The organism is Nostoc sp. CALU 1950 (genome assembly GCF_051172895.1).
In the GTDB taxonomy this organism is placed as follows: Bacteria; Cyanobacteriota; Cyanobacteriia; order Cyanobacteriales; family Nostocaceae; genus Nostoc; species Nostoc edaphicum_A.
Window position 1 is genome coordinate 1 of sequence record NZ_JBDNJQ010000113.1, and the last position, 26,827, is coordinate 26,827.

32 protein-coding genes and 2 pseudogenes are annotated in these 26,827 nt (G+C 41.4%); 25 read left to right on the forward strand and 9 right to left on the reverse strand.

The annotated features are described in order from the left end of the window. Nucleotides 1-149: 149 nt before the first annotated feature. The 8 genes from ABF638_RS25540 (at nucleotide 150) to ABF638_RS25575 (ending at nucleotide 5,143) form a co-directional block, all read left to right on the forward strand. Entirely contained in the window at nucleotides 150-386 is a 237-nt protein-coding gene (locus ABF638_RS25540) for a hypothetical protein (protein WP_190737789.1), read from the forward strand. A gap of 85 nt (nucleotides 387-471) precedes the next feature. Further along, nucleotides 472-933, forward strand: coding sequence for a hypothetical protein (locus ABF638_RS25545; protein ID WP_435025716.1), 462 nt, complete (start codon nucleotides 472-474; stop codon nucleotides 931-933). Beyond that, nucleotides 930-1,601, forward strand: coding sequence for a hypothetical protein (locus ABF638_RS25550; protein WP_435025718.1), 672 nt, complete (start codon nucleotides 930-932; stop codon nucleotides 1,599-1,601). The genes ABF638_RS25545 and ABF638_RS25550 overlap by 4 nt, the downstream gene beginning before the upstream one ends. 5 nt (nucleotides 1,602-1,606) lie before the next feature. Next, nucleotides 1,607-2,206 (forward strand): alpha-ketoglutarate-dependent dioxygenase AlkB family protein, encoded by a 600-nt coding sequence (locus ABF638_RS25555; RefSeq protein ID WP_163938000.1) that lies wholly within the window; start codon nucleotides 1,607-1,609, stop codon nucleotides 2,204-2,206. Nucleotides 2,207-2,471: 265 nt separating this feature from the next. After that, complete coding sequence (locus ABF638_RS25560) at nucleotides 2,472-2,654, forward strand: hypothetical protein (protein WP_435025719.1); 183 nt, start codon at nucleotides 2,472-2,474, stop codon at nucleotides 2,652-2,654. Between the two features lie 132 nt (nucleotides 2,655-2,786). Further along, nucleotides 2,787-3,440, forward strand: coding sequence for a hypothetical protein (locus ABF638_RS25565; protein ID WP_435025720.1), 654 nt, complete (start codon nucleotides 2,787-2,789; stop codon nucleotides 3,438-3,440). Then, nucleotides 3,433-4,173 (forward strand): hypothetical protein, encoded by a 741-nt coding sequence (locus ABF638_RS25570; protein WP_435025721.1) that lies wholly within the window; start codon nucleotides 3,433-3,435, stop codon nucleotides 4,171-4,173. The genes ABF638_RS25565 and ABF638_RS25570 overlap by 8 nt, the downstream gene beginning before the upstream one ends. 85 nt (nucleotides 4,174-4,258) lie before the next feature. Continuing rightward, nucleotides 4,259-5,143 carry a replicative DNA helicase gene (locus tag ABF638_RS25575; protein WP_435025722.1) on the forward strand — a complete coding sequence of 295 codons (885 nt, stop codon included), beginning with the start codon at nucleotides 4,259-4,261 and terminating at the stop codon, nucleotides 5,141-5,143. Here the strand turns inward: ABF638_RS25575 and ABF638_RS25580 are convergent. Further along, on the reverse strand, nucleotides 5,130-6,308 hold the full coding sequence (locus ABF638_RS25580) for an RNA-guided endonuclease InsQ/TnpB family protein (protein WP_435025723.1): 1,179 nt from the start codon (nucleotides 6,306-6,308) through the stop codon (nucleotides 5,130-5,132). The two genes, ABF638_RS25575 and ABF638_RS25580, sit on opposite strands and share 14 nt — an antisense overlap. Before the next feature lie 175 nt (nucleotides 6,309-6,483). Between ABF638_RS25580 and ABF638_RS25585 the strand changes: the two genes are divergently transcribed. The 4 genes from ABF638_RS25585 (at nucleotide 6,484) to ABF638_RS25600 (ending at nucleotide 9,175) form a co-directional block, all read left to right on the forward strand. Beyond that, nucleotides 6,484-7,041 (forward strand): DnaB-like helicase C-terminal domain-containing protein, encoded by a 558-nt coding sequence (locus ABF638_RS25585; protein ID WP_435025724.1) that lies wholly within the window; start codon nucleotides 6,484-6,486, stop codon nucleotides 7,039-7,041. Nucleotides 7,042-7,266: 225 nt separating this feature from the next. Continuing rightward, nucleotides 7,267-8,094 carry an Rpn family recombination-promoting nuclease/putative transposase gene (locus tag ABF638_RS25590; protein WP_435025725.1) on the forward strand — a complete coding sequence of 276 codons (828 nt, stop codon included), beginning with the start codon at nucleotides 7,267-7,269 and terminating at the stop codon, nucleotides 8,092-8,094. 356 nt (nucleotides 8,095-8,450) lie between these two features. After that, nucleotides 8,451-8,945 carry an ASCH domain-containing protein gene (locus ABF638_RS25595; protein WP_435025726.1) on the forward strand — a complete coding sequence of 165 codons (495 nt, stop codon included), beginning with the start codon at nucleotides 8,451-8,453 and terminating at the stop codon, nucleotides 8,943-8,945. Further along, the gene (locus ABF638_RS25600) at nucleotides 8,942-9,175 is read left to right on the forward strand and encodes a hypothetical protein (RefSeq protein WP_435025727.1); all 234 of its coding nucleotides are present in this window, start codon (nucleotides 8,942-8,944) and stop codon (nucleotides 9,173-9,175) included. The genes ABF638_RS25595 and ABF638_RS25600 overlap by 4 nt, the downstream gene beginning before the upstream one ends. Here ABF638_RS25600 and ABF638_RS25605 read toward each other — a convergent pair. Next, nucleotides 9,172-9,297 carry a hypothetical protein gene (locus ABF638_RS25605; protein ID WP_435025728.1) on the reverse strand — a complete coding sequence of 42 codons (126 nt, stop codon included), beginning with the start codon at nucleotides 9,295-9,297 and terminating at the stop codon, nucleotides 9,172-9,174. The genes ABF638_RS25600 and ABF638_RS25605 overlap by 4 nt on opposite strands. A gap of 140 nt (nucleotides 9,298-9,437) precedes the next feature. Here ABF638_RS25605 and ABF638_RS25610 point away from each other — a divergent pair, with 140 nt between their 5' ends. From ABF638_RS25610 to ABF638_RS25625, 4 genes are all read left to right on the forward strand, one after another. Further along, the gene (locus tag ABF638_RS25610; protein ID WP_435025729.1) at nucleotides 9,438-10,082 is read left to right on the forward strand and encodes a hypothetical protein; all 645 of its coding nucleotides are present in this window, start codon (nucleotides 9,438-9,440) and stop codon (nucleotides 10,080-10,082) included. A gap of 289 nt (nucleotides 10,083-10,371) precedes the next feature. After that, nucleotides 10,372-10,653 carry a hypothetical protein gene (locus ABF638_RS25615; RefSeq protein ID WP_435025730.1) on the forward strand — a complete coding sequence of 94 codons (282 nt, stop codon included), beginning with the start codon at nucleotides 10,372-10,374 and terminating at the stop codon, nucleotides 10,651-10,653. Nucleotides 10,654-10,751: 98 nt separating this feature from the next. Next, nucleotides 10,752-11,054 (forward strand): antibiotic biosynthesis monooxygenase family protein, encoded by a 303-nt coding sequence (locus ABF638_RS25620; RefSeq protein WP_435025731.1) that lies wholly within the window; start codon nucleotides 10,752-10,754, stop codon nucleotides 11,052-11,054. A 37-nt stretch (nucleotides 11,055-11,091) separates the two neighbouring features. Next, complete coding sequence (locus tag ABF638_RS25625) at nucleotides 11,092-11,292, forward strand: hypothetical protein (RefSeq protein ID WP_179076664.1); 201 nt, start codon at nucleotides 11,092-11,094, stop codon at nucleotides 11,290-11,292. Nucleotides 11,293-11,367: 75 nt separating this feature from the next. On the opposite strand, the gene dinB is transcribed toward ABF638_RS25625, so the two are convergent. Next, nucleotides 11,368-12,453 (reverse strand): DNA polymerase IV, encoded by a 1,086-nt coding sequence (gene dinB / locus ABF638_RS25630; RefSeq protein ID WP_435025732.1) that lies wholly within the window; start codon nucleotides 12,451-12,453, stop codon nucleotides 11,368-11,370. 120 nt (nucleotides 12,454-12,573) lie between these two features. Between dinB and ABF638_RS25635 the strand changes: the two genes are divergently transcribed. Further along, complete coding sequence (locus ABF638_RS25635; RefSeq protein WP_435025733.1) at nucleotides 12,574-12,699, forward strand: IS4/Tn5 family transposase DNA-binding protein; 126 nt, start codon at nucleotides 12,574-12,576, stop codon at nucleotides 12,697-12,699. Nucleotides 12,700-12,778: 79 nt separating this feature from the next. Here the strand turns inward: ABF638_RS25635 and ABF638_RS25640 are convergent, their stop codons facing one another. Continuing rightward, entirely contained in the window at nucleotides 12,779-13,504 is a 726-nt protein-coding gene (locus ABF638_RS25640; RefSeq protein ID WP_435025734.1) for a DUF305 domain-containing protein, read from the reverse strand. Nucleotides 13,505-13,931: 427 nt separating this feature from the next. Here ABF638_RS25640 and ABF638_RS25645 point away from each other — a divergent pair, with 427 nt between their 5' ends. The 6 genes from ABF638_RS25645 to ABF638_RS25670 all read left to right on the forward strand — a co-directional run bounded on the left by ABF638_RS25645 (nucleotide 13,932) and on the right by ABF638_RS25670 (nucleotide 19,287). Further along, a complete protein-coding gene (locus ABF638_RS25645; protein WP_435025735.1) occupies nucleotides 13,932-16,193 on the forward strand; it encodes a heavy metal translocating P-type ATPase in 2,262 nt (753 codons plus the stop codon). A gap of 11 nt (nucleotides 16,194-16,204) precedes the next feature. Beyond that, the gene (locus ABF638_RS25650) at nucleotides 16,205-17,110 is read left to right on the forward strand and encodes a cupredoxin domain-containing protein (RefSeq protein ID WP_435025736.1); all 906 of its coding nucleotides are present in this window, start codon (nucleotides 16,205-16,207) and stop codon (nucleotides 17,108-17,110) included. Nucleotides 17,111-17,219: 109 nt separating this feature from the next. Further along, on the forward strand, nucleotides 17,220-17,633 hold the full coding sequence (locus ABF638_RS25655) for a heavy metal-responsive transcriptional regulator (protein ID WP_069069476.1): 414 nt from the start codon (nucleotides 17,220-17,222) through the stop codon (nucleotides 17,631-17,633). A gap of 236 nt (nucleotides 17,634-17,869) precedes the next feature. Further along, entirely contained in the window at nucleotides 17,870-18,064 is a 195-nt protein-coding gene (locus ABF638_RS25660; protein WP_069069475.1) for a heavy-metal-associated domain-containing protein, read from the forward strand. A gap of 106 nt (nucleotides 18,065-18,170) precedes the next feature. After that, a complete protein-coding gene (locus ABF638_RS25665) occupies nucleotides 18,171-18,365 on the forward strand; it encodes a hypothetical protein (protein WP_435025737.1) in 195 nt (64 codons plus the stop codon). Between the two features lie 43 nt (nucleotides 18,366-18,408). Beyond that, complete coding sequence (locus tag ABF638_RS25670; RefSeq protein WP_435025738.1) at nucleotides 18,409-19,287, forward strand: hypothetical protein; 879 nt, start codon at nucleotides 18,409-18,411, stop codon at nucleotides 19,285-19,287. A 325-nt stretch (nucleotides 19,288-19,612) separates the two neighbouring features. Here the strand turns inward: ABF638_RS25670 and ABF638_RS25675 are convergent, their stop codons facing one another. Further along, on the reverse strand, nucleotides 19,613-20,101 hold the full coding sequence (locus ABF638_RS25675; RefSeq protein WP_435025739.1) for a hypothetical protein: 489 nt from the start codon (nucleotides 20,099-20,101) through the stop codon (nucleotides 19,613-19,615). A gap of 251 nt (nucleotides 20,102-20,352) precedes the next feature. After that, the gene (locus ABF638_RS25680) at nucleotides 20,353-20,964 is read right to left on the reverse strand and encodes an exopolysaccharide biosynthesis protein (protein WP_435025740.1); all 612 of its coding nucleotides are present in this window, start codon (nucleotides 20,962-20,964) and stop codon (nucleotides 20,353-20,355) included. A gap of 432 nt (nucleotides 20,965-21,396) precedes the next feature. Here ABF638_RS25680 and ABF638_RS25685 point away from each other — a divergent pair. Next, nucleotides 21,397-21,555: pseudogene (locus ABF638_RS25685) on the forward strand (cation-transporting P-type ATPase); the annotation flags it as partial. A gap of 48 nt (nucleotides 21,556-21,603) precedes the next feature. Continuing rightward, nucleotides 21,604-23,323: pseudogene (locus ABF638_RS25690) on the forward strand (HAD-IC family P-type ATPase); the annotation flags it as partial. Between the two features lie 113 nt (nucleotides 23,324-23,436). Here ABF638_RS25690 and rppB read toward each other — a convergent pair. The 3 genes from rppB to ABF638_RS25705 form a co-directional block, all read right to left on the reverse strand. Beyond that, nucleotides 23,437-24,822 (reverse strand): two-component system sensor histidine kinase RppB, encoded by a 1,386-nt coding sequence (gene rppB, locus ABF638_RS25695; RefSeq protein ID WP_435025741.1) that lies wholly within the window; start codon nucleotides 24,820-24,822, stop codon nucleotides 23,437-23,439. Then, entirely contained in the window at nucleotides 24,809-25,561 is a 753-nt protein-coding gene (gene rppA, locus ABF638_RS25700) for a two-component system response regulator RppA (RefSeq protein ID WP_435025742.1), read from the reverse strand. The genes rppB and rppA overlap by 14 nt, the downstream gene beginning before the upstream one ends. Before the next feature lie 596 nt (nucleotides 25,562-26,157). Continuing rightward, nucleotides 26,158-26,631: a DUF2808 domain-containing protein gene (locus ABF638_RS25705; protein WP_435025743.1), complete on the reverse strand. Its 474-nt coding sequence runs from the start codon at nucleotides 26,629-26,631 to the stop codon at nucleotides 26,158-26,160. Between the last annotated feature and the right edge of the window lie 196 nt (nucleotides 26,632-26,827).

Consider the following 26,827-nt stretch of genomic DNA (forward strand, 5'->3'; position numbering starts at 1 on the left):
GTCATCGGTCATTGGTCATCGGTCATCGGTCATTGGTCATCGGTCATTGGTCATCAGCCATTGGTCATTGGTCAAGCAGAGCGATCGCCAAGTAATCAAGAATTAAGATTTTTACAACAAAGGTAAATTTTACCTTGAGGGGAAAAGATATGGAACTCGGCTACTTCCAGAAAGATGTACTCATTGAAAAACTAGCTAAGAAATTCTACGCGATCCAAGGCTATGTAGTCCCCGAATCATATCGGATGCAATCAGCTACACATCCAGCAGAAAGAGCGTGTGTGGCTATGGCTATTTTCGCAATCGAAGAATTTGAATCCATCAAAGATGAAGGTTCAGATGAGGATGATGACGAATATGAAACTGATTGTTTATTCCCTGAATAACGTTCGTTGCCAGGGGTTTAATTGAAGCGCGAGTAATACACCTTCCTAAATATTTTCTTACAAATTACAAGATGGTTAAACGGATATGAAAGCCATAGTCACAGTAGTTGAGAAAATCTCATCTGAAGCTCACATTGATATTCCTGAAGGTTTAGCAGAATTAGGCATTAGACAGCATGTTGTAGACCATTACAACAGTGGTGAAATGCTTCCTTTACTGAATATTTTCCACGTTGATTTTGAATCTATCAGCGTTCACATTGGTAAAAAGCTCCAAATCACTTGGCAACATGGAAAGCCTTGGAGTTCAAAGCGTCCCTATTACTTTTGTAAACTTGGAAGATTTACTTTGACTCTGTTAACTGACACAGAGCAAAACTTAACTCGTACAGAAGTTTACTTTGGGCATCACAAGCAACTTATTTACACATCAGAAAAAGAGATATCCAAAGAATTAGCAACAGTTGAACTCCAAAATTTCTTAAGTGGATTAGCTGTTGAACTTCAGACTTTAAGCCACATCGAATTTAGTGAGGATGAAGTATGACTGTTGCACCATTATTAGCACCAGAAATCACCGTCATCGAAACTGTCACCCGACATCCTCTAAACTTTTACGAATCTCCATCGTGGTTCACAACGGAACTACTACGGCACATTAAATTGTCTGGTGTCATTGGTGAGCCGTGTGTCGGACATGGAGCGATCGCTTCTTTGTTGAATATGTGGCCTCATACAGAACATATTTGGACTAACGACATCGATCCAAACAAACAGGCACATTTTCACTACGATGCAACATTAGCCGAATCATGGGCTAAGTTTCCCGATTGCGATTGGATTTGTACCAATCCCCCATACTCAGAATTCGCTGCACCCATCATCAAGAATGCCTACCAGAAAGCGCGTGTGGGTGTCGCTGCTTTTTTACTTACCAGCTTTCTCGAACCCTGTGATGACCGGGCTGATTTCTTACAGCAGCACCCGCCGTCACTTGTACTGATTTTGCCGCGCTTCTGCTTTCGGAAAGATAAACGGGGTACTCGTTGGGCTACCGATAACGTTACTATCTCCTGTTTTGTGTGGGACAAACGCGCAACAAGGCAGCAAATTATTATTCGTCCCAAGTCGGCGATCGCTGGGTTTTACAAGAACCCTGAGCAGGCCATAACTCAAGAACGGGCAGAAGAAATCGTTTTGGCAATCGCCTCATGAGAATTATGCAACAACTAACTTTATTTCCCGAATCTGCTCCTACTTTACCAGTCAACTATTATCCAGAATTTCTGAACAAGGAAGAAGCCGACGAACTCTATCAACATTGCCAAGAACTGCAATGGCAGCAAAACCAAATCAGAATGCTGGGTAAAACAATGCCTGTGCCTCGTTTGGAATGTATTTATGGTGACGAAGGGTGTGATTACCTCTACTCCAAGAGTGTACTGCTCAAACCATTACCTTGGACTTCATCGCTAGCCCAACTGCGAGATCGGATTACTGCTGCTACTGGCTACAGCTTCCGCATTGTCATCGGCAATCAGTACAGGAGCGGACAAGATTCGATAGGGTGGCACAACGATAGTGAAGCATCAATGGGATTTAACCCAGCGATCGCATCAATCAGTTTAGGTTCGGTGAGGAAATTCCAAATCAAGCCCATCGGGGGTAAGCCGACTGACTTTTGGTTGGAGCATGGAAGTCTGCTGGTGATGCTTCCGGGTTGTCAGAGTACTCATCTGCATCAAGTTCCAAAGACCAATAAGGTCGTTAGTACACGGATTAATCTAACTTTTCGACCGCACGTTGGAGGTAAGAGATAAAGGCATTAGTGGGACAACGAAAGGGATCGGTTTGATGGGACTGCTGCTTTTAACAGATGAGGATATCTTGTTAACTACCTCGAACGATTGAGTCAATAGAGAATTTAGGATATTTACCATCAACAGAATCTATACAATTGCATGACAATTGTAAGGCAATTGTAAGAAAACCTCGATATAATTTTAGTACATGAGTACTAACATACGCGCAGAGCGTATTTTTGAATTATCTCAGATTTTGGAGAGCCTTATGCCAGAACGATATATGCTTTCGATCACTTTGTCAGAAAAGGCTTACGAAGAATTTCGCCTTGTAGCTACGTGGAAGAAAATTCCTATTGGTACTTTGATTAGACAGATTTTAGAACGAGAGCATGAAAGCCTTGCTTTTGGAGAGCTAGTCAAACGAGCATCTGCTGACGGTCAAACGAATGCTTCAGAAGACTAAACCAAGCATTTTTAGTAATACAAAGACGCAATTATCTACAAAAGATGTGAACAGTTTGTAAATTTCAAGAGTTTTTAGATTGACAAAAGCGTACTAATTACTTCATTCACTGCTGAGGAAGAGGAAATATTTATGAGTTTATCCCAAGCTACAAAAACACCCACAACTAAAAAAAATAACAAATATGATGAAATACTTGGTAGCACAATAGCATTTCATCGAGTCTACGCCACGATAGCTGGTAGTGCTAGTGCTGGACTTTTTCTAAGCCAAGCTATGTATTGGGATTTGAGAACTAATGACCTACAAGGATGGTTCTACAAAACCTATGAACAATGGACATTAGAAACAGCACTAAATCGCTATGAATTAGACAAAATTAGGCATCATCTTACCAGTATCAATATCTTAGAAACCCAATTAAAAGGCTCTCCAGCACGACTTTATTATCGGATCAACCACAAAGTATTGAATAACTTCTTAGATGCCATTAAAAAAGGCTCTTTCACATCCATTAGACCAAAGAACAAGAATACAAAAAAATACTCTCAAATCTCTGAGTCTGTTGACGGTCAACAAACTGACTCAGTTTGCTTACCCTCAACAAACTTGTCTGCTGAGGGTCAACAAGCTAGTCCGATGACCGTCAACAATCCCAGTTGCTCACGGTCAACAAACTCTATATATATAGAATCTACAGAGATTACTTCAAAGATTACTTCAGAGATTACACACAATGCGCCCCTGGCTTCGCCACCCGCGCCCCCCACCCAAGAGAGTGTGTGAAAAAGAAGAACTTGATTTAATAACGCAAGAAATTGAACTCGAAGAACCAACTCCAGAAAAACCAACCCCAGAAGAACCAACCCCAGAAGAACCAACCCCACAACAACCCACTTCGTTGTTAAAAAAATCCGATTCTTCGCAACAAACCGATAATCCCTCAAGAGGATCAACTATTGCGGGGGGGTCGTTCGAGAAACGCGAACAAGCGAATAAGCTGCAACTAACCTGTCCCTACAAGACAGCCCGGAACGTAAAAGAACTGATTGATGCTTGGTTAACAGACCCAACTGCCATGAGTGATGATTCTGTACCACTGCTTGTTAGAGACTCAATCAAGTGGAATTGCTGGGTTTTACCTTGGCGCAATGGAGAGCGAAAGCTGAATAACTTGTACCAGAACTTCAACCCCATAGTCGTGGACTTCCTGGCACAAGAATTAGCCACTAAATCGAAACGCTCCGCACGACAGGAAGTAGATCATGCGATCGCAGTCATGAACACCTGGGAAAAAACCAAAGGGGGATGGACGAACCTGATGCAGCGCTATAACCAAGCTCATAGTGCCGAAACTCAACGCCTTGCCCAACAAAAAGCCATACAAACGGCTCATGCTGCCCCTAATGAGTTGAGGGCAGTACTACCCGAAATTAGACAAGCGCGGAGATTTACCAAAACAGAATTCAGGAGTAAGGAGTCAGCATTCAGAATTGAAGCTTGTGCAGCGGCGGGATGAATCATCGCTTCAAACAAGAAATTTCTTGTTAATTCTGACTTCTAAATTCGATTTACAAAAAAATAGCATAGCAGGAGAAAAAGTGATGTTTTCACCAGATTTTGCCCCAGATAACGTAGTTTCAATGCCTAACCACTTACCACCCCAGGCGATAGAAGCTGAAGAAGTAGTACTCGGTGGCATTTTGTTTGACCCGGAAGCGATCGCTCGTGTGATTAAGATTTTGCAACCAGAGGATTTTTACGTCAGTTCGCACAAGAACATTTACCAAGCCGCAGTCAGATTGCACCAGTCTCAGCAACCAACGGATTTATTGTTTGTCACCAGTTGGCTGGAATCTCATGGACTGTTGCATAATGTTGGCGGGAGAAATAAACTTGCGTCCTTGCTTAACTCTTGTGTGTCAGCAGTTAACATCGATGCCTTAGCAGAGTTAATTCGAGAAAAAGCGCAATTGAGAGCGGTAATCCAAACGGCTTTACAAATGGCGCGTACAGCGATGGATGCCCCTTTAACTGAAATGACTGCTACTTCAGTCATCGAAATGGGACAACAAAAACTTTTAGAGTTGCGCCAATTAACTGTCCCTTGTCAGATGAAGCTAATGGCTGACATCATTCCTGACGTTTATGCCGAGATTGAGGCTTCCAATAACGGTGAAGATGCGATTGAGGTAAACGTCCCAACTGGATTTTATGATTTGGATTCCGTAATTGGCGGGATGCCCTTCGGTGCTTTGACCGTTGTTGGAGGTCGCGGCGGCATCGGCAAGTCCACCTGGGCATTAGATATTGGCATTCGGGCTGCTGCTAGCGGCTTAACAACCGCTTATTTCGCTTTAGAGATGTCTGCCTCACAAATGGTCAAAAAGACCCTCGCAAGGTTGGCAGCGCCCCATGTTCCTGCTGACTTGCTTTTTAAACGCAATGCACTTCGGGAATCTCACTGGAATCCGTTCATAATTTACTAACGTTTGCTAACAAACTGAAATCTTCTTGCTTCATCCTGGTAGTGTCGGCACTCACCAGTCCACAAGCTGACACGGCGTGACTCGCCGCGTTTTTGAGATTGATCGCTGCATTCAAGTCTCTGTCAAGACTGAATCCACAATGCTCACAATTGAATACTCTTTCTGATAGGGAAAGCACTTCTTTTTTAACATTGCAATTCGAGCAGGTTTTACTAGAAGGCATCCAGCGATCAACTATTACGAGCTTTGACCCGTACAACTTGGTTTTATATTCCATCTGGCGACGGAACTCGTAAAATCCCATGTCCTGCACAGCCTTGGCTAGCTTTCTATTTGCCATCATCCCGGACACGTTTAAGTCCTCAATTACTACCGTGCTGTGGTTCTTGGCAAGGTAGGTAGTGAGTTTATGAATTGTGTCTTTGCGAATGTTAGCTATGCGTTGGTGCAGTCGTGCAATCCTGGCTTGTGCTTTTTTCCAGTTAGCCGAACCAACTTGCTTATGTCGGTTCAACCATTGGAGTCTAGATAGCTTTGCCTCCGTTTCGCGGTAGGATTTCGCGCCTTCAAATACAACTCCTGTCGATAAAGTAGCGAGAGACTTAACGCCCAAATCAACGCCAACAACGTCAACAATCTTGGGAGTGTTTGCTTGCTCTACCTCCATGCGAAACGAGATATACCAACGGTTAGCAGTGCGACTAATGGTCACAGATTTAGGTTGAACCTGGGGCAAACTTTCATAAGTTTTGAGTACACCCAGTTTCGGAAGTTGGATTTTGTGAGTACTGCGAATTTTGATTGTTCCGTCCAATTCAAATGAATCACTCCTTCCCTTCTTCTTGAATCTTGGAGCGCCTGACACTTTCTTAAAGCACCTATCCCAAGAAGAACGCAGGTCTCGTAACGCATACTGCGGCGCACACTTTGACGATTCAAAGTACCACGGGTTTTCTGGCTTCACCAACGCAACCAACCACTTATGCAGGTCAATGGCAGATGGAAATTTAATCTTTTCGTTTGGATTCGCTTCGTTGTAATCAAGAATTTGCTTGGTTAGGTCCAATCCCCAGTTCCACGCATGACGCGCTACGCCAGAATGCTTTAATAACTCTGTGCGCTGCTTATTGTTAATTTTTAGCTCTGTCTTAAATGCTAATAACATATATACATTGTACAGCATATTGACAGACGATGAAAGACGAAAGAAAGGTGACAATAAGAATTCCACAACAAGAGTTGGATTTATTAGAGGCATACTGTGAACAAGTCTCAAGGACTAAATCAGATGTGTTGCGCGACTTTATTCGTACCCTGTCAAAGAAAGTTAGTAAAAGTGAGTGATTGTTAGCTTATGGGGTGCTGTTAGCCAACCTTTGGCTCAAGCTTGTGCTGATGCGATGGCACTACCATTTTGGTTAAATGACAACCCCGTAATCACCACATCACAAATCAAAGGTGATTTGCAAGATATACAAGCTCGTTGCGGTTCAGTCAGTTTGGTGATTGTGGACTATGTGCAGTTGATTGAACCAATGCGCCGTGAACGTGGCGAAAACCGCGTGCAAGAAATCGACTCCATCTTGAAACAACTCAGGGCGATCGCTAAACAATTCAATTGCGCTGTCTTGGGTTTAGCGCAGTTAAAAAGAGAAGTTGATTCCCGTTCCGAAAAGCGTCCAACCAAAGCTGATTTTCGAGAATCTGGAGGATTTGAACAAGAAGCTGCTGTGATGTTGGGTTTATACCGAGAAGATTACTACGACAAACAGACCACCCAAAAAGGCATTTTTGAAGTCTCAGTTTTGAAAAGTCGGTTTAGTAGTGAGACAACTGTTAATCTCTTGTTCGACGAAAGATTTGGACAGTTTAAGAACTTAGCTAAGTCTCAATATTAAATACAACAGGAGTTCACCTGAGCATTGTAAGTGTTCATGCAAGTAGCGCTCCAGCGATGGAATCAGCCAAAAGATATAACAATTAAAAAAGTAATGTTGGTTTAGTCTAAATTCAAAAAGAGGAGAAGATTATGATGAAGATAAATTTTCTGACCATTGACAAAGTAAACAAAATCATTGAGCTTGCTAAGAACTAAATCTTCATTGAAATAAGGATGAAAGAAATTGAGTTACGATAATACTGCCAAGTATTTAGCTGAATTGTATCCAGCAGAGTTTGCCAAGTGGTTGCTACCAGATAAGAATACAGAAGTTACAGTACTTAAAACTGAACTTTCAATAGAGCCAATCCGCGCAGATTATGTCACATTTTTGCAAACAAGTAGTCGGATTTTGCATATTGAGTTTCAGACTCTCCCCAAATCTAATCCGCCAATTCCTTTGCGGGTATTAGACTATTACGTGAGATTGAAACGGCAATATAACATACCAGTAACCCAAGTCGTGATCTTCTTGCAACAAAGTAGTGACCCTATTGCATTTACTGAAGAATACACAGATGAGTTCACAAGTCACCGTTATCAAGTTATACGGTTATGGGAACAAGATTCAGCTTTGTTTCTGGATAATCCAGCGTTACTACCTCTTGCGCCTTTAACTCGAACTGATTCACCTGCCGCTTTATTATCCCAAGTAGCTCAAAATATCGCTAGAATTCCAGATAAGGATGAAAGGCAGAATATTGCTGGATGTACAGAAATATTTGCAGGGTTAAGGTTTGAAAAAGATTTAATTCGTCAATTTTTACGGGAGGATATTATGCAGGAATCTGTTATCTATCAAGATATTTTGCAAAAAGGGGAACAACGTGAAGCTTTCCGCTTTTTGAATCGATTATTAAGTCGGCGTTTCGGTGAAATTGAACCATCAATTATTGAACGAGTTAGAGTATTGCCTGTTGATCAATTGGAAGCGTTAGGTGAAGCTTTCTTAGATTTTGTATCTGCTGATGAATTGCTCAATTGGTTAGACCAGCAACCAAATAATCACTAATTCATAATGACGCTTGATGGCTTGCTAACGTAATTCGTAATTAGAAATTAAATTACGAATTACTTTAACAGCCTCTGCTCTACACCAATATTAACTAACTCTAATCTGCTCACACTTCATTAATGATTAGTTGATAAACACAAAAAAGCCGGAGGGGTATGGACACAATCCTCGGCTTTCATGAATCAAAGAATATACAACTATGATGGTGTATTACATTCAATGTTTCCTGACTATTAGGGATAGGTCTTACTCTCCCAAAAGGAGAAGTTTTATTTTATCAAAAGATAGAACTGAATTCTGATAGTAGAAATCGTGGATAAAATACAAAGTTTTTTCAAAAGTAATAAAAGGGATTGCCGCCACAAGAAAGCAACGGACTCCAATCAAAGATATATCCACATCCGGCGATCGCGGAAGAAAGACGCATACATTCAATTACTGGAGTTTTGAAACTCATGAAAGCGCTATCTGTTCGTCAGCCTTGGGCATGGGCAATTATTTATGCTCTCAAAAATATTGAAAACCGAGGCTGGCCCATTCATTATCGCGGCGACATTCTGATTCACGCTGCAAAAACCTGTACCAAAAAAGAGTACCAGTTAGCGAGAGAATTTTGCCAAGGGATGGGGGTAGTAATCCCAGAGTTAATCTCTCTACGTCGTGGACAAGTCATCGGTATCGTCACAATAGTTGACTGCCAATTTTCACAAGTTGCGTCTGGCTGGGGAATGCCTGGGCAGTACCACTGGAAGCTGGAGAATCCACGCGAGATTACACCGATTCCTTACATTGGGCGGTTGGGAATTTTTGAAATACCCGATGATTTGGTCATGGAGGTGGCTGCATGACTAAAACAGTAATAGCTGAGTTATCTGCAATACCCGAAAAATTCTTAGAGAAAGGGGTCAAAGCCTCGCAAGGGGAACCAGTCGGATGTCTTTATCCGTACCTCGAAACTAAAAAGCTACTTGATGGCTCAAACGCTTTTTATCCCCGTGTGATTGGTGAACGTGACCCAAATGACCCCTTTTGTTGGCGATGGGGGTTTAATTGTCAGGAAAAACACAACGGCGTTTAGAAGGGTAAAAGTATAGGCTCAATGTTTGGATTTTCCGGCTCTTGTGCTGGTTTGAGGGCTGGCTTTGGTTTATCGGGAGTTGTGGGGGTGAGTCTTTTGCGCTTGGAGGTTGGTTGGTTCATGCTACCACCTCCAGACTGTAGGTGGTTGAGACAGTATTGAGTTGTGTCATGATAAGGGAAGAGTTTTCTAATGTATCCCCAGCCTCACGAGAACGTTGGGGTTTTTCATCTACTTCTTATATATTTGCATTTCTTCTTAAATGGCTAAACACAAGAAAAAGCAAAAGAATGTCCCACCGTGGTTGGCGCACGAGAATCTGTTTATCCCTAAAACTGGCCAGCAAATAACTACAGATGCAGGCTGGGAAAAAATATTATTTGATGATGCTGCTAAATTTTTTAGCAACCAAACCATTCAAGATTGGCACGAATCTTTCATTGAAGGGTTTGATGATATCTCTGATTTACTATTGGCACAGGGTGTAGATATCGATTTAGAAGATGAAGCTGCTGTAGATAACTTTTTGGATAACTACAAGCCTCAACATATCAATGTAGTTATAGCTAAAGCTGTCTATAATATTCATTCTTGGGCCAGAGTTCTACTAATTTCCACTCCTGAAGATGAAGAATACTATTTTCACAACCATGAGATTGAGGCAATTCGTTTAGGCATTGGGTTGCGAAGGTATCTAAACTTAGACATTCCAGTAATTAATGATTGTCAAGATGCTGTGAGATATCTGCAAGGTAAATACCCGAACATCGCTTGGCAACCTAGACATTGTGTTTCGGTTGCTCATCGCCTGAAAATTGCTCAAGCCACCAAGGTCTACAACGAACAAACCTGGGATGAGGAGTGGAGCGAAGTTCTGGATGAAGAATTAATTGTATCCGCTCGGTAAATCGGGGTAGAAACAAAAAATCAGAATTTAAATTGGGCGATCGCTTACGTTAGGCGCACTTTCACAAAAATACTCTACTGAGCTATTCACATCAATAGAGTATATAAATTTACTATAATCATCTTTTCCAAATTCAGCTTATACTTTGATAACTATTTATACCTCTGTGTAAGTACTGCAAATCTTACCTACAGCAATCATCCCAGAAGAGACAAACTTTCGGCAAAATGCCTCTGATTCGCTGATAAGTTCTTGTATTCTGGGATATCCGTTCTTGGTGGAAAGCCGAATGATTCCTATAGATATGAAACGACTCATCAAAAAAAACCCTAACCCAGTTCGCAAGAAAGCAGAAGTAACCCTACCACCCACTGAACCCATTGAGATGCCTGAGAACTTAGATATCTCTGAACCGGTGATTGAACCAAATCCACCTGTGTACATTGAAGACTACGTTTCCGAATCCGAATACATTTCTGAACACTATCGCCCCCTCCTCTCTGTGGGTAACTCCGGGTGGCAACCGTCTGATGTGTGGCGTGAGTTGAGGGTTGATGATTTTTGTCGGTGAGCAGCATCTAAAACTTGTATAATCCTACTATAGGTACATTCAAGTTTCTGTTGATAAATGCTATTGTCTGGCATGACAGAGTTAAAAGAACTGCCTTTATGGATTCACCTGTGGTATTGATCAATGTCTTCTCTGTTCCTCAAGGTTTGGAAGATGAATTTCTTCGCAAATGGAATCAGACTGCTCTGTTGATGAAAAATGAGCCAGGGTTTATCGATACAAAGTTACATCGCAGTCTTGACCCAAGCGAGAGATTTCAATTTATTAATATTGCAAAATGGTCTAGTAAAGAAACATGTCTTTCGGCATTCTCTAAACGCATTTCCCAAAATGAGATTTTTGAACAACAATTACCCATTGAAGCTAATCCTGCCCTTTATCAAATTGAAGCAGAGTATTAAATCTCAAAACAGAATTTAGAGGAATCGTAATTCAGCCATGATTACTGAAAATGATGATTCAGTGGATGCAGTCAATGAACTGGTAAGAAAAATATCTATTAAAGAAACTCAGCTAAGAATAGCCCAAGAGTCGAATCTCATTCAGACTGCTGAAGCGTTAGAAAACCAACTATCCCAATTACAACAAGAATTGGGAGATAATTCAGACACACAATTGCAGTCACTAATGAGCTTGTAAAATGCTTACGACGGTAACTGAGCTTCTTGTACTGAGCGCAGTTAAAGTATTGAGAAGTGTGGGCTATACTCTACGCTAAAAAATAATGCCTGCATTTTGAAATAGTGGCAGTTGAATAACTTGGGTTTGTTTTTGATTATCCAGGTTAGACAAAGAAATCCCCAACAAGCTAATACTAAGATTCTCCAGTTCAATCGACTCAAACAGTGCTTTGGCTATCTCAAAAATCGTAGAGAGTTCGCTGATGGGAGCAAGCATTGTCTTACTACGGGTTAACTGCTGATAGTCAGAAAACTTGACTTTCAGGGTTAATGTGCGGCCTCGCGTTTCGTGCTGCTCTAACCGTTGCTCGACGATTTGGGCAATCTGTTCGAGTTCTTGTAACATCTGGCTGATATCGCTTAAGTCTTGTGCAAATGAGGTTTCTGCACCAATCGATTTGCGAATTCGATTAGCCTCAACTGGGCGGTCATCTTCTGCTCTGGCAATCTTGTAGTAATAATTACCTGCTTTACCAAAATGCTGTGTTAGCTCAGTCAGCGATCGCGTTTTCAAATCTGCGCCAGTATGAATGCCAAGTGAATGCATCTTCGCCGCCGTGACCTCTCCAATCCCGTGGAACTTCTCGATCGGCAGCTGTTCTACAAAGGCGATCGCTTGCTCTGGTAAAATCACCGTTAGTCCATTCGGCTTATTCTGCCCTGATGCCATTTTTGCTAGAAACTTGTTAATCGATACGCCTGCGGTTGCCGTCAACTGGGTTTCTTGGAAAATCGCAGTTTTAATATGTCTTGCGATAGTAGAAGCGTAGGGGATGTTTTGCCTATTCTCAGTAACGTCAAGGTATGCTTCATCTAGTGCAACTCCTTCCACTAAATCACTGTAGCGTTTGAATATGGCGTGGATTGCAGTGGAAATCTCTCGGTAAACGTCGAATCTCGGTCTGACAAAGATAAGCCCAGGACATTTAGCGATCGCAGTTATTGAAGGCATTGCTGAGTGAATGCCAAACTTACGAGCTTCATAACTGGCGGCTGCAACTACGCCTCGCTGATTCGGACTGCCACCGACTACTAACGGTTTGCCCCGGTAGCTAGGGTTGTCCCTCTGTTCCACCGATGCGTAGAAGGCATCCATATCAACGTGAATAATCTTTCTCACTTGGAAGCAGAGTGAAGCATTAGAAAGTTGGACTGGTAGGAGAAAAATTTTGCAACCTGTGAACTGGACGATAAGCCTGACGGCATGGCTAACGCTTACCGCAGATTGAATTAACGTGCAATGTCAATAGGTCATGCTCTCAGTCTTGGACAAGGCATTGCACTGTCAGAAATCTTCAGTGGAGCAACTGTACTCAAGAGAGCTTACGAGTTTTTGCCAACCCCAAAGTGGAATTTTCAAAGCTAATAGCTTACTTTTACCCAAATCTATTGGATTTGGCCGACTTGACACGCTACCGTTTCTAAGTAGACATTGAAATTTGAGACTACTTGTTATACCAAGCTTTGCGCCACTGTTTCATTTGGTTAATCTCTGCTTCTTGCGCTTTGATAATTTCTTGAGCCAAGTTTTTAATTTCAGGACGTTGAGACTTTTGCAAGGCATCTTTCGCCATAACTACAGCTGATTCATGATGAGGAATCATCGCGTTGATAAAGCGCAGGTCAAATTCTGCATCAGCTGCACCCAAGTCCATGTTCATCATCATGGACTGCATTTGATCAGGTGACATCTCCATCATGTGACCCATTTTGGCATCATAAGCCATTGGTTTATCTCCCGCTTTGGGATACCAAGCTGTACGCCACTGTTTCATCTGCGTAATTTCTTGGTTTTGTGATTTGATAATTTCGTCTGCTAACTTTTTGATCTGTGGGCGTTGCGATTTCTGCTGTGCAACATTCGCCATTACCGTTGCTCCCTGATGGTGCGGAATCATCGCATCAATAAAGCGCAAATCATAGTTAGCATCGGCTGGGCCTAAATCCATTGCCATGCTGTGGTTCATCATGCCACTACCCTGATTCATCATGCCGTCATGGTTCATCGGTTGCTTATCGCTAGTATCGATAGCAGTGTTAGTAGGGTTTGGTGCTTGGCTTTGGTTTTGGGAAGTGGGCGTAGAACAGGCTGTCAAAACGCTGCTGGAAAAAGAAGCGATCGCTACCAAAGCAAATTTCAAAAAGCTGTTTCTCAGAGTAAGGAGTTGCATAGGGATGATTATAATTTCCTGATTCAATTCTAAAATCTCTAGCTAGCTGGAGAATCAATCATTTAGGTGATCTATCTTTTGCTTGGGTAATAAAGTTGCCCAGATAACTAGTTATTCACAAAGCGACTGTTGCACTTAATAAATAGTTTGACAGCCAAAAATGAAATCAGGATGAAATCAAATGTTGACGCTAGTGGTACAGATATACGAATGCATATCAACATGAAATCTGCATGAAATCCTTATACTCCAGTAGCTAGAAATATTTATTACATCATTAATATGACGCTAATGCACCGACAAAGCTGCATCTAAAATGTGCTTTAAAAATTCTTTTGATGGCCTCTTGACTCTCCAGTTCACTGGAGCATTCAAAATGAAATCAGTTAGATGTTAGTTAGCGCCACTTAGTAACTGGAGCAGTCAGATGGAGAATACAACACTTAAACTGCGCGGCATGAGTTGTGCCTCTTGTGCCAGCAGCATTGAAGACGCGATTAATTCTGTCCCCGGTGTCGATGAATGTATTGTGAATTTTGGAGCAGAACAGGCAACAGTTAAATATGACCCTAAAAGAACTGATTTAGAAGCTATTCAAGAAGCAGTAGATGCAGCAGGTTACTCTGCTTACCCACTCCAAGAACAAAACCTAATGGCGGGAGAAGACGATGTGGAGAAAAGACATCGCTTAAGAGAATCCCGCGATTTAATGCGAAAAGTGGCGGTGGGAGGCATCATTAGCACTGTGTTGGTTATAGGTTCACTGCCTATGATGACAGGGTTGCACTTACCCTTTATCCCAGCATGGTTGCATAATCCTTGGGTGCAGTTGATACTCACTACTCCAGTACAGTTCTGGTGTGGTTACTCTTTCTACATCAATGGTTGGAAAGCTTTAAAACGTCATGCTGCCACAATGGATACCCTAATTGCTTTGGGTACAAGTGCAGCATATTTTTATTCGCTATTTCCCACATTATTTCCCAGCTTTTTCATCAATCAGGGGTTAACACCAGATGTATATTATGAAACTGCTGCTGTCGTCATTACCCTGATTTTGCTAGGCAGACTATTTGAAAATCGTGCTAAAGGACAAACCTCAGAAGCTATCCGTAAGCTGATTGGGTTACAAGCTAAAACAGCGCGTTTGATTCGCAATGGACGAGAAGTAGATGTCCCAATTGAAGAAGTAATTATTGGAGATGTGATACTGGTTCGTCCTGGCGAGAAAATTCCTGTTGACGGGGAAGTAATTGAGGGAGCATCCACAATTGATGAAGGGATGGTAACAGGGGAAAGCGTGCCTGTCAAAAAGCAAGCAGGCGATGAAGTGATTGGAGCTACTATTAACAAAACTGGGAGTTTCAAGTTTCGAGCGACACGCGTCGGAAGTGATACTGTGCTGGCGCAGATTGTTCAATTAGTACAGCAAGCACAGGGTTCTAAAGCCCCAATTCAAAGATTAGCAGACCAAGTAACTGGATGGTTTGTACCTGCGGTGATTGCGATCGCACTGCTCACTTTCATCATTTGGTTTAATTTTACAGGTAATGTGACTTTGGCGCTAATCACCACAGTCGGAGTACTAATTATCGCCTGTCCTTGTGCGCTCGGTCTAGCCACACCAACTTCTGTAATGGTAGGAACGGGTAAAGGTGCAGAAAATGGCATTTTGATTAAAGGTGCTGAAAGCTTAGAATTAGCGCACAAAATCCAAACAATCGTGCTAGATAAAACTGGAACCATCACTCAAGGTAAACCAACAGTTACGGATTTTGTCACCGTCAATGGTACAGCTAATGGTAATGAGATGAGGTTGGTGCAACTTACGGCATCTGTGGAACGCAATTCTGAACATCCGTTGGCAGAAGCTGTTGTCAGATATGCCCAATCTCAAGAAGTGGAATTAGCTCCGGTCAAGGAATTTGAGGCAATTACAGGCAGTGGTGTACAGGGTATAGTTTCTGGTCATCTTGTGCAAATTGGTACGCAACGATGGATGTCAGAATTAGGCATTGATGCTCAAGGCTTACAACAAGATAAAGAGCGTTTGGAGTATCTGGGTAAAACCGCGATTTGGATCGCGGTTGACGAACAAATTCAGGGATTGATGGGTATTTCTGATGCCATCAAACCTACCTCCATACAGGCAATTCGCGCTTTGCAAAAACTGGGTTTAGAGGTAGTTATGCTCACAGGTGATAATTACCGTACCGCAGAAACCATTGCTCGTGAAGTTGGTATCAAGCGTGTTTTGGCAGAAGTCCGCCCCGACCAAAAAGCTGCTACAGTGCAGAAATTGCAATCGGAAGGAAAGATTGTGGCAATGGTTGGTGATGGTATTAATGATGCACCAGCGTTAGCCCAAGCGGATGTAGGAATGGCAATTGGCACCGGGACAGACGTAGCGATCGCCGCTAGTGACATCACGCTCATCTCTGGTGACTTGCGAAGCATTGTCACTGCCATTCAACTCAGCCGCGCTACGATTCGTAACATTCGTCAAAACCTATTTTTTGCTTTCATTTACAACGTTGCCGGCATTCCAATTGCCGCTGGTATTCTGTTCCCTATTTTTGGTTGGTTGCTTAACCCCATCATTGCAGGTGCAGCAATGGCATTTAGCTCGGTTTCAGTGGTTACGAATGCCCTACGCCTGCGTAAATTTCAAGCTAAACCAGTAGGATAAAGAGGTAGCAAATGTTGAGTAAAGTAATTCTTAGCAGTATAGCAAGCTTGGCATTGGCATTCAATGTTGCCTCAAGTAAAGTAGTTGCACAGATGAATCATCAAATGCCAACTACCGAGCGGTCGCAGACAACTCAGTTCAGCCGTATTGAGCAACCATTCTGGGTAAAAGGTGCAGTTACAACAGCCGGGTTGGGGTTAATCGGACTAGAAATTTGGTGGTTTCTCCTAAGTAAACCAAAGTCCCAAAAGGCCGAAGCCCATGATGGTATTCAAGAAATTGATATTACTGTAGATGGAGGCTATGAACCTAGTCGAATTCTAGTCAATGCAGGTCAAAGAGTCCGCCTTAATTTCCTACGTCGCGATCCTAGTAGTTGTCTTGAAGAAATACGCCTACCTGATTTCCATATCGCCAAAAACCTACCACTTAACGAAGTCACATCCATTGAGTTCACACCCGACAAGCCAGGTACTTATACTTTCAACTGCGGTATGAATATGTTCCGAGGAGTGATAGAAGTTCAACCTCCTGACTCGACTGCAAAAGTAACCCCAGTAACTATTTCTCAAGCTACTCACCATATTCAACCAGAGCTTTCTGTGCCTACAGAGTCAGCAACAAAAGCAGTGAAAACACTAGAAGGTACTCAAGAAGCGACTGTTACGGTTGAAAAAGGTTACAAACCGGAACGAGTAATTGTAGAGGTAGGACAACTAGTAAGATTGGACTTCCAACGTCACAATTTGAGCAAGTGTTTTGATAAATTGCTAATACCGGACTTTGACTTAGCCGTTGACCTTGCTCCTAACCAAACCACTTCAGTGGAATTTACACCTAAGTATCCTGGTGAATATCAGTTCACCTGCGGGATGAAAATGTATCGTGGTGTTGTGGAAGTAAAGCCTGCCACATAATCCAGTAGCAAATAATTAACAAGATAATGCTGTTCTCACTTGACTCTCCAGCTAACTGGAGAGTTTAAGATAAGGTAAATACATTTATATAGCATGAGAGCAGCTAAGTATGTTAGTCCAAGAAGCGCCAAAACTCATTGGTAATGTTGCCAAGTCTAGCGGTGTACCTATTAAAACTATTCGTTACTATGAAGAACTTGGTCTACTCAGGTCATTAGGGAGAACCGAGGGTGGATTTAGATTATTTAACTCTGATGTTTTGGAGCGACTCCACTTTATCAAACGTGCCCAAAGTCTGGGATTGACTTTATCAGAAATTAAGGATTTTTTGAATGTTCACGACGGAGGTGAATTACCATGCGTACATATAAAAGCTAAACTGCAAGATAAGATAACAGCCATTGATGAACAAATTCAGCAATTACTTATTCTGAGACAAGAATTATCAGGGCTAGTTTCTGGTTGGGAGACAATACCTGAAAATCCTGAACAAACAATTTGTCCTATTATTGAAAGAAATTAAACAATCAAGCTGTCCGTTTGATTTTTTGTCAGCATATCAACGCATTAATCTAAGTTGATATGCTGATTTTATATTGATATAAATTATTTATAAATAAATTAGTTGTTTTTTCAATTTTACCTCTTGACTCTCCCGTAAGCTGGAGAGATTAAACTAATTTTAGTTGAGTAGATTAATCGTATATCTACTCAACGATTTTCAGAAAATTAGTTATCCTCAATAAGGAATTTAATCCTATGACGCTGCAACTAACGGTTCCCAAACTGGCTTGTTCTGCTTGCGCGAATACTATCACCAAAGCAATTCAATCAATTGATTCTACAGCAACAGTGCAAGCTGATACAAAAACAAAAATTGTCAGTATAGAAACTCAAGCACCTGAAACTAAAATTAAAGAAGTAATAGCTGCCATAGGCTATCCATCTGTTTAGGTTTTTGAGTTTATTCTACTATCAGTAGTCAGCATTGAATGAACTGCTGATAGTCAAATATTCATTTCAGAAAAGTCCTTCTGCTTTTAGAAGAGAGGTGACTTATATGAGTTTACTTTTTCTGATTCCACTGACGATTGGTTTAGCAGTTAGTTATTTGTTTAAAAATTCTAGTGACGACATGGCAGAATTAACAAGTTTATCTACAGTTGCTTGCCTAATTGTCAGTTTAATATTAGCACCTTGGCAACTAAAAGTTGTGGTTCTAATGCTTGCCATATTAACTCCCCAGACACATTGATACTTTTGAATAACTTCAATTATTAAAAAATGGAGCAAAATCAATGAATCGATTTCTGAATGCAATTGCTATAACTACTACTTTGATACTGGCTCAAAGTTGCTCCTTATTAGTTAGAGACGAAGGGAAACCAATATCTGCTGCCACACATCAGCATGAGGAGCATTCGATGGGTGAGATAAATCACAGAGAACATTCAACAAGTGGCGCGGGTGATGAGAAGAAAGCATTGACTCAGGCAAAACTCAAAGTTCTAAGCATCATTACCCCCAATAAAAGTATTCCTATATTGATTGATGTTCAAGATTTGGATGGGAAAGCGATCGCCAAATTTGACACTTTCCAAGAAAAGCTAATGCACCTCATTCTTGTCAGCGATGATCTTCAGTTTTTCAGTCATCTTCATCCCACATATAAGGAAAATGGGCAGTTTGAAGTTACAGCCCGTTTTCCGCAAGCAGGCAATTACACATTTTTTAGTGACTACAAACCTGCTGGTCAAACAGAACAAATTTCAGTGTTGAAAACACAAGTTCCTGGAAACAGTATTGCAGCCCCAGAAATTAACCTAAATCGCAGTAAAACGTTCAATGATATTAAAGTTAATCTTGCTATTTCTGAACTTACTGTAAAAGCGGGTAAAGAAGTCAGTTTAATGTTTAAATTACAAGATGCTTCTAACAATCAACCGCTTACAGACTTGCAGCCATACTTAGGAGAAAAAGGACATTTAGTTATCCTGCGACAGTCAACTTCATTAACAGCAGCAGATTACATTCATGCTCACGCGCTAAAAGATGCTCCTGCTGGACAGGTTCATTTTATGACTAGCTTTCCTCAACCAGGAAAGTATAAGCTCTGGGGTCAGTTTAATCACAATGGCAAAATCATCACTGCTGATTTTTGGATCAATGCTGTTTAATTTAGCTGATGTTTTATTAGTAAAACGAGAAGTGCAAAATTAAAATTCTTGTGTTTCTAACTTTATATGTACATAGTACCCTATGAGAATTTACCATCCAAATGGGTGGTAAATCTCTGCTTATTACTACTTCTAATTTAGGGGTTTGAAAGTACTGCTGTTGTCGGTTAACCCATAATATTGCCGTTAAAACCTGCTTATGCCGATCGCTCAAGTGGGAGCATCCCCGAACATGATCACCAAAAGTGGACAAGACCCGGTTTAGTTTGTAATTGGTAACGCCTTTGCGTTTATCTAGCCATGTGTGCAGTCAGATGAATACTCTTTATTGATTGGTTTCCTCTGTTGCTAGGTTTTGCAGTATATCTTGCACCTCTTGTGGAGAGGTATGTTGCTGTAACGCTGTCCAGCAATGCCCTTGACTATTGCTCGCCAAGATTTGGATTTGACTACTGCTCAACAAGACTTGACTGGATAATTGGCTCCGCACTTGGCGTAATGCATTCATACAAGGTGGACAGTCACAACCAAACAGCGCAACCGCAGCATCGCTCTCCGCTGCACTGAAATCCATTAAAGGCTCTTCGATCAAATTTTCAGTCGAAGATGCAGCGTTAGTTTCACCATTCTGGAACGCTAGCCTTGTTTCTAAGAAACTCATGCCAGAATCTACAGGTACATTGCATGAGGTTTGAACAAAAGCAGGCGTTCTTGTTTCAGCCGCATGGGTTAAACTTGGCATCAGCACCATCATTAGCATTGAGCTTGCAAGCGTAGGAATCGTAGCCCAGTTTAGTAAAATTCGATGGTTCATTCAACAAACTCCTCAACCAGTCCAAGAGTATAGCTGCTCAATGATAGATTATTTTAGTAATTTTGATGCAATTCAGCAATAACCTATTTGGTGCAGCAAACTGAATTCCTGGCCTGAAACGTTGCTTTTTAAAATTAATTAACTTCATGAATAATTTTCGGGCTTCTCCAGTCAGTTTCCCTATAGCTAGTTGAATTTCTTGCTAATTTTTCTTTTCCTAAAGTAACAAAAGAGGGATAAGAGTGATGAGTTTACCGAAAAAGATTAGGTAACAAATAGGTAGCCCCAGTATATAAAAGGTAAAAGGCAAAAGCGAAAAACAAGGTATTCAAAACGGTGGCTACGTAGCCTAAGCACATCAATATGCCGTCAGATTCGATAGTTGCAACCGCTAAGAGTAACATTCCCACAGCAGGAATAGGATTGGTAGCAGGAGGATATGGCGACATTAGTAATATTGCCAACCAAGTGAGACATATCCCATTAAACCGCCAAGTTAATGGATTTTCGGCAACCTTCTGAAAACGCGGACGGGAGATTTTTTCTAAGACTTTGGTGACACGTTGTAAATTTTTCAACAGTGTTTGAGCAAACCAATTAGGGAATTTAAGGCTGGCAATTTTTTTCGGGAGCCACGGTGTACGCCTCCCCAAAGCCATCTGTCCTGACATCAACAAGCAAGCTACACCAAGAGGAGTGCTTAATCCCGGTGGCGTGGGTATTAAAAATGGTAATACCAACAATGCAATCACTAAGCTAAAACCTCGTTCTGAGGTTTCTGAAATCACGTCACCCAGAGTCAGAGGTTTTTCAGCTAAATGTTGCAATAATGACTTTATATCTTGAGAAAATTTTAGGGTCATAACGCTTCAGGTAATGGGTATTGATCAAATAATTCATCAAGCTTTACTGTAATCCAGACCCATAGTTTTGTGTCTGCATATTTTGGCATCAGTATTTTAGTGATTTTCTGGTAGTAGTATTAGCTGCATTTATGATTTAGCAATATTATGATTACGGAGGTTTAAACTAATACACTAGTCTTAAGTGAATTAAATAACACAGAAAAATAAGTAAAAAACTAGAGAATTTAAATCATAGGGCAGATAAACTGAAGCTTATTCCTCAAGTTCTTGAATACTTATTGCGACATATTAATAGTGATTTTGGTCAAATTATTCTACTGGTCATACTCTCTAGTACTAGCAAGACATTTAGGTTGAATTTGCTATGTTTGGAGAAAGAATCATCGTATTAACTGTACCAATTCAACGCCTGGAGGACGAGACAATATTTTGCTAGACTACCCTTGGCATCATCTACCTGTTGAGAAAGTTACCCAACTTCTAGGCAGTGATATAGAAGCGGGTCTATCGGTAGAAGAAGTAGCGAGACGACAAACTCGCTTTGGGTTAAATCAATTCACGCAAGGTAAAGAGCAGAGTGCTTGGCTGCGGTTTTTTCAACAGTTTCATCAACCAATCCAGTATATTTTGCTGGTAGCAGCACTTATGACGGCACTGTTTAAGGATTGGCTCGATGCTGGCGTTATTTTAGCTGTGGCGCTACTAAATGCACTTATCGGCTGTTTTCAAGAATTCAAAGCTGAAAGTGCAATTGCGGCTCTGGCAAAGGTTATCACTACAGAAGCAACCGTTGTTCGTGACAACCAAAAACGGCGCATTCCCTCAGTTGAAATTGTTCCGGGTGATTTAGTTTTGCTGGGTGCTGGCGATAAAGTACCTGCGGATGTGCGGTTGCTAGAAGTTTTTGATTTTCAGATTGCGGAAGCTGGCCTAACTGGAGAGTCGGCTCCAGTAGAGAAAGATATTGACTCACTGGAGTTAGAAACGCCATTGGCAGAAAGGCAAAACATGGCGTATGCAGGGAGTTTGGTAACAGCAGGTCAGGGTAGTGGCTTAGTTGTGGCAATTGCTGACCAAACTGAAACCGGAAAAATCTCCCAGCTAATGCAGCATACCTCCCATATTGGCAGAACAAGGGTTGCGGGTTCTGGCATTTGCCAAAAAACAAGTCGCTGCAACTTCTAAAACAATAGATACTGTGGATATGGAGCGAGACTTTATATTCTTGAGACTGCAAGGCATGATTGATCCCCCGCGTCCACAGGTAATTCCTGCTATCCGTGCGTGTCAATCAGCAGGCATTCAAGTAAAAATGATTACGGGCGACCATCCATTGACGGCGGTTGCGATCGCTCGCCAGATAGGTTTAACTCAAGATTCAGGGGTGATTCCCTTAACAGGACGAGACATTGCCCGCATGGATGAACGGGAATTAGCAGAGGCAGCAGTTAACACTACAGTGTTTGCCAGGGTAGCACCAGAACAAAAGCTGCGTCTGGTAGAGGTACTGCAAGCCAAAGGTGAGATTGTGGCGATGACAGGAGACGGGGTAAATGATGCCCCAGCCCTCAAGCAGGCAGATATTGGCATTGCAATGGGCACATCTGGTACAGAAGTAGCGAAAGAAGCCGCAGATATGCTTCTGACTGACGACAACTTTGCTTCCATCGCTGCTGCGGTTGAGGAAGGGCGCACAGTATATCGTAATCTCCGACGGGCAATAGGTTTTATTTTACCTATCAGTGCTGGGGAAGCGATGACAATTTTTCTGGGGGTGCTTATAGGTGATACTGCGCCGATTGTACCTGTGCAAATTCTCTGGGTAAATATGGTAAGTGCGATCGCTCTCACCGTTCCCCTCGCTTTTGAGCCAAAGTCCGCCCAAGTGATGCAGCAACCCCCGCGCAACCCCTTTGAATCATTACTATCGGGTAGTTTGTCTTGGCGGATTTTGATAATTTCCCTCTGGAATGCGATCGTTACCTTTAGTGCATTTGAGTGGGTATTAAAAACCACAAGTGACTTGGATTTAGCTCGTACTGTGGCAGTCAACGTACTGGTGGCAACGGAAATTTTTTATCTTTTGTGTATTAGCCAGTTTATTCCTTCTGTTGTCTTCAGGATGCTACACCAACGAAATACACCACTGCAAGGGACACGAGAACCCATTGGTTACGCACCGATAATTGGGATTGTTTGTTTGACCGTTTTACAAATCCTGTTTAGCCAATGGTCAGTAATGAATGAGTTATTCGATACTGCACCTTTGAACCCAACAATGTGGCTATTTTGCATTGCAGTAGGTTTGTCAATCCTTGTTGTAGCTCTACCATTGCGACGCTTTACTAAAGAGTAAAATACTGGAAAACACCCTTCCGGGGAAGGGTGTTTTAAGATTAATTCTTTTGAAATCCAGCTATTTGTTATGAGTTGGGCGATCGCTAGTTCAAATTTAGCAACTAAACCGTATCAGAATTGAACCGAGATAGGGCGATTGCTTTTTACTGGCGTAACATCCAAAGGTAATTGAACTGTAAAAGTGCTACCTTTACCTAGATCACTTTGCACATTCAATTTGCCTTGATGTGCTTGAACAATTGCAAAGGCGATCGCCAATCCCAATCCAGAACCGCCAGTGCTACGAGAGCGATCGCTATTCACGCGATAAAAGCGATCGTAAATTCGCGTCAGTTCCTTCTCTGGGATACCAATACCCGTATCATGAACCCTAATTACAGCATGATGGTCACTACAACTCAGGCAAACCGTAACCTCCCCTCCTTTGGGTGTATACTGAATTGCATTGACAATTAAATTAGAAACCAAACGATAAAGCTGGTCACTATCACCGACAATATTTACTGGCTTATTTACCTTGATGCTAGATTGCAGCATTACGCCTGCCGCGATTGCCATTGCTTCAAATTCCTCGACTAAATCGCTGACAATATCATTTAGACAACATTGTTCTAGCTGTACTGGCAGCTGTTGCCTATCTAAACGAGCCAATAATAATAAATCTACAACCAAAGTAATAAGTCGCTGATTCTGACGGTGGATAGTTCGCAGAATGTCCCGCGTTTCTTCTTCATCCAGTTGCGACATTAAAAGCGCTGATTCCACCGTTGCGCCTGTTGCAGCTAAAGGCGTTCGCAATTCGTGTGCTGCATCTGCTGTAAACTGTTGAATTTGTCGATAAGATTGATAAATTGGCTGCATAGCTAATCCTGATAGCCACCAACTAGCAACTGCAACCATAGCCATTGCGATCGGCAATCCCAAACCTAAACTTAATTTCACACTATCCAGATAACGATTAAATTCTTCAAGACTTCGCCCCACTTGCATATAGCCCCAATCCCGATGATCTTGGGTGTGTAGCATTAAAGAATTTTGATGATAATCATTGCCTTTGCTGTCTTTGAGAAATAACCATTTTTCATTGCTGAAGACAGTAGACAGCCCTTCTGGATAATTGCCAGTAGTAGCAATCAAGCGCCCTGAAATATCAAAAAAACGCACATAGTAGTGATCTTTGTTAACTACACCAAGAAAATGGCGTTTAGTATCTGACTGCTGTTGAGTACAGCTGGCTCCAATTTTACATAGATTTATATTTGGGAATAGCTGCTGTACAACAGGTTCTAAACTCCCAGGTTGCCTGAGCTTAAATTCAATAGTGTCATGGAGTGTTCCGGCTACAGACTCAATTTCACTGTCTAAGGCTACCACATGGGCATAGAAAACAGCTCTGTAGAAACCGAAAGCACAAACGCTTAAAATTGAACCCATGACGAGAGCATACCACAGAGCTAAACGAACACGAGTTCCTCGAAACAGTTTATTTTGATTCATTAGTCACATTCAGACGATATCCCATACCGTGCAAAGTTTCAATCGGGTTAGCGCAGTCGAAGCAGGCTAATTTGCGACGCAACAAACGTACTTGCGCTGCTACCACATTGCTAGCAGGTTCTGCACTCACTTCCCAAAGCTGATTGCGAATCTGTTCCGTGGTAACAATTTGATTGGGGTGCTTCATAAAATATTCCACCAGTTGGAATTCTTTATTAGTTAAAGAAATTTCCTGTTTTTCCCCCATCGTATTTTGACCGACAACTGTACTATTGCTGTAATCTAAAGTAAAGTTACCAACGGTTAGTTGTTGAGGTTGTAAATGGGGATAACGCCGCTGCAATGCCCGCAACCTTGCCAGTAATTCTGCCATTCCAAAAGGCTTCACCAAGTAATCATCAGCACCCGCATCTAAGCCAGCAACTTTATCTTCCATGCTATCTCTAGCTGTGAGCATCAAGATAGGCAAAGAATTTCCTTTTAAACGCAGCCTTTTACACAATTCCAAACCAGTAAATCCTGGGAGCATCCAATCTAAAATCGCCACTGTATATTGTGCCGAACTATTTTCTAAATATGCCCATGCTTCATTACCATCCATTACCCAGTCAACTAAATATTTTTGTTGCTTCAGCGTTCGCTTAATAGCAGCGCCCAAATCTGACTCATCTTCGACTAGCAGTATCCGCATATCAAATTGAAAAGTTAGAGGTTCGTGGCAATTTTGTGAAATCAGCATAGTTAATAACAGGGTTATCCCTTAGAAATAGATTGACAGAAGTTGATGAAATTCTGAGTTATTCAATCATGTATACAAGCAAGTTATATAAGATCATAAACAGATGCTACGCCTTGGCAGTAGATAACCTATAAGAAAAACTCAGTATATCCCATTGCTCAATTGGTGTGAGTGATACTCAGTTAGAGAAGTTAACAAATCTAACTAATTGCAAGAGATTTACTGAGTTATTTTTTATTCTGACAGGTAAAGATGAAATCAAGATGAAATATTAAGTCAGATGAGGAAATCTCTAACTGCACTTAAACCTAACTACAATACACAAATCAAAAGCTAGGGTTTTGACTTCGTTCATGTATTAGCAAATAAGCATTAGTTTTGATATATCACCCTAAACAAAACAACCCTTATTTATATCAATTAAAAATCTCAAGACATTGCTAATTTTTCCATATAAAAGCCCGCCCGCAGGCGAGCTAAAATTTATCCAAATGAGAATAGCTAATAGCTAATAGCTAATAGCTATTAACCATTATCTGTTAGGCGTTTTAAAAAGCAAAATTGGTACGCAGTGTACCAACGTAGATGGTGTTGCTCTAGCCACCGTAAGTCTGAATCCGGGCTAAACCAAGTGGAATTTCTTCTTTCATATCAACCTTTTTGACAGATACCGAATAATGCCAATTTTCGTCATAACCTGGAGTATTAACTCCTTTCATACGAATTGATATGCTTGTACCAGGGGCTACTGGTTCCGAAAAAGCTACTGTAGCTTTTCTGTTGTTAATGGAAACCGTTGTCGGAATTTTTTGACCTAATTTATTTTGGACTTCAATTCCTTTATCAATACTTACCCCCTCTGGTAAATCAATTGCCAATTCTGAAAGAGCTTTACCTTGGACATGAACATCAAACTTATGAGTAGCATCTAGGGTACGGGCATTATTAGGAACAGCAGCACTATTTCCTAAATGAGAAAATTTAGCATCATTTGGATTTTTCGCCCAAGCGGTAGGAACTGAAGATGCAATAACTAAGGTAAAGGCAAATGTGTAAATCAGCTTTTTCATCAATATTCTCCTTGTTTTGTTAATCGGTTAATTACCTCTATATCTATAATTGTGAAAGGTATTGATGAAATACAGATGAAATATTTTTATGTTAAGTAAAATTTAAAATATAGTTATTAGATGCAACAATTAAAACTATTGATGATTAATAATGTTTGAAATATGGGTTTAAAAAATCAAAAAAGCTCCTGACATT

Bases quoted from the DNA above. Each gene is read 5' to 3' on its own strand.
- ABF638_RS25540 (WP_190737789.1), top strand. From the start codon at position 150: ATGGAACTCGGCTACTTCCAGAAAGATGTACTCATTGAAAAACTAGCT.
- ABF638_RS25545 (WP_435025716.1), top strand. From the start codon at position 472: ATGAAAGCCATAGTCACAGTAGTTGAGAAAATCTCATCTGAAGCTCAC.
- ABF638_RS25550 (WP_435025718.1), top strand. From the start codon at position 930: ATGACTGTTGCACCATTATTAGCACCAGAAATCACCGTCATCGAAACT.
- ABF638_RS25555 (WP_163938000.1), top strand. From the start codon at position 1,607: ATGCAACAACTAACTTTATTTCCCGAATCTGCTCCTACTTTACCAGTC.
- ABF638_RS25560 (WP_435025719.1), top strand. From the start codon at position 2,472: ATGCTTTCGATCACTTTGTCAGAAAAGGCTTACGAAGAATTTCGCCTT.
- ABF638_RS25565 (WP_435025720.1), top strand. From the start codon at position 2,787: ATGAGTTTATCCCAAGCTACAAAAACACCCACAACTAAAAAAAATAAC.
- ABF638_RS25575 (WP_435025722.1), top strand. From the start codon at position 4,259: ATGTTTTCACCAGATTTTGCCCCAGATAACGTAGTTTCAATGCCTAAC.
- ABF638_RS25580 (WP_435025723.1), bottom strand. From the start codon at position 6,308: ATGTTATTAGCATTTAAGACAGAGCTAAAAATTAACAATAAGCAGCGC.
- ABF638_RS25600 (WP_435025727.1), top strand. From the start codon at position 8,942: ATGACTAAAACAGTAATAGCTGAGTTATCTGCAATACCCGAAAAATTC.
- ABF638_RS25605 (WP_435025728.1), bottom strand. From the start codon at position 9,297: ATGAACCAACCAACCTCCAAGCGCAAAAGACTCACCCCCACAACTCCC.
- ABF638_RS25610 (WP_435025729.1), top strand. From the start codon at position 9,438: ATGGCTAAACACAAGAAAAAGCAAAAGAATGTCCCACCGTGGTTGGCG.
- ABF638_RS25615 (WP_435025730.1), top strand. From the start codon at position 10,372: ATGATTCCTATAGATATGAAACGACTCATCAAAAAAAACCCTAACCCA.
- ABF638_RS25620 (WP_435025731.1), top strand. From the start codon at position 10,752: ATGGATTCACCTGTGGTATTGATCAATGTCTTCTCTGTTCCTCAAGGT.
- ABF638_RS25625 (WP_179076664.1), top strand. From the start codon at position 11,092: ATGATTACTGAAAATGATGATTCAGTGGATGCAGTCAATGAACTGGTA.
- ABF638_RS25635 (WP_435025733.1), top strand. From the start codon at position 12,574: ATGTCAATAGGTCATGCTCTCAGTCTTGGACAAGGCATTGCACTGTCA.
- ABF638_RS25640 (WP_435025734.1), bottom strand. From the start codon at position 13,504: ATGCAACTCCTTACTCTGAGAAACAGCTTTTTGAAATTTGCTTTGGTA.
- ABF638_RS25645 (WP_435025735.1), top strand. From the start codon at position 13,932: ATGGAGAATACAACACTTAAACTGCGCGGCATGAGTTGTGCCTCTTGT.
- ABF638_RS25650 (WP_435025736.1), top strand. From the start codon at position 16,205: ATGTTGAGTAAAGTAATTCTTAGCAGTATAGCAAGCTTGGCATTGGCA.
- ABF638_RS25655 (WP_069069476.1), top strand. From the start codon at position 17,220: ATGTTAGTCCAAGAAGCGCCAAAACTCATTGGTAATGTTGCCAAGTCT.
- ABF638_RS25660 (WP_069069475.1), top strand. From the start codon at position 17,870: ATGACGCTGCAACTAACGGTTCCCAAACTGGCTTGTTCTGCTTGCGCG.
- ABF638_RS25665 (WP_435025737.1), top strand. From the start codon at position 18,171: ATGAGTTTACTTTTTCTGATTCCACTGACGATTGGTTTAGCAGTTAGT.
- ABF638_RS25670 (WP_435025738.1), top strand. From the start codon at position 18,409: ATGAATCGATTTCTGAATGCAATTGCTATAACTACTACTTTGATACTG.
- ABF638_RS25675 (WP_435025739.1), bottom strand. From the start codon at position 20,101: ATGAACCATCGAATTTTACTAAACTGGGCTACGATTCCTACGCTTGCA.
- ABF638_RS25680 (WP_435025740.1), bottom strand. From the start codon at position 20,964: ATGACCCTAAAATTTTCTCAAGATATAAAGTCATTATTGCAACATTTA.
- rppB (WP_435025741.1), bottom strand. From the start codon at position 24,822: ATGAATCAAAATAAACTGTTTCGAGGAACTCGTGTTCGTTTAGCTCTG.
- rppA (WP_435025742.1), bottom strand. From the start codon at position 25,561: ATGCTGATTTCACAAAATTGCCACGAACCTCTAACTTTTCAATTTGAT.
- ABF638_RS25705 (WP_435025743.1), bottom strand. From the start codon at position 26,631: ATGAAAAAGCTGATTTACACATTTGCCTTTACCTTAGTTATTGCATCT.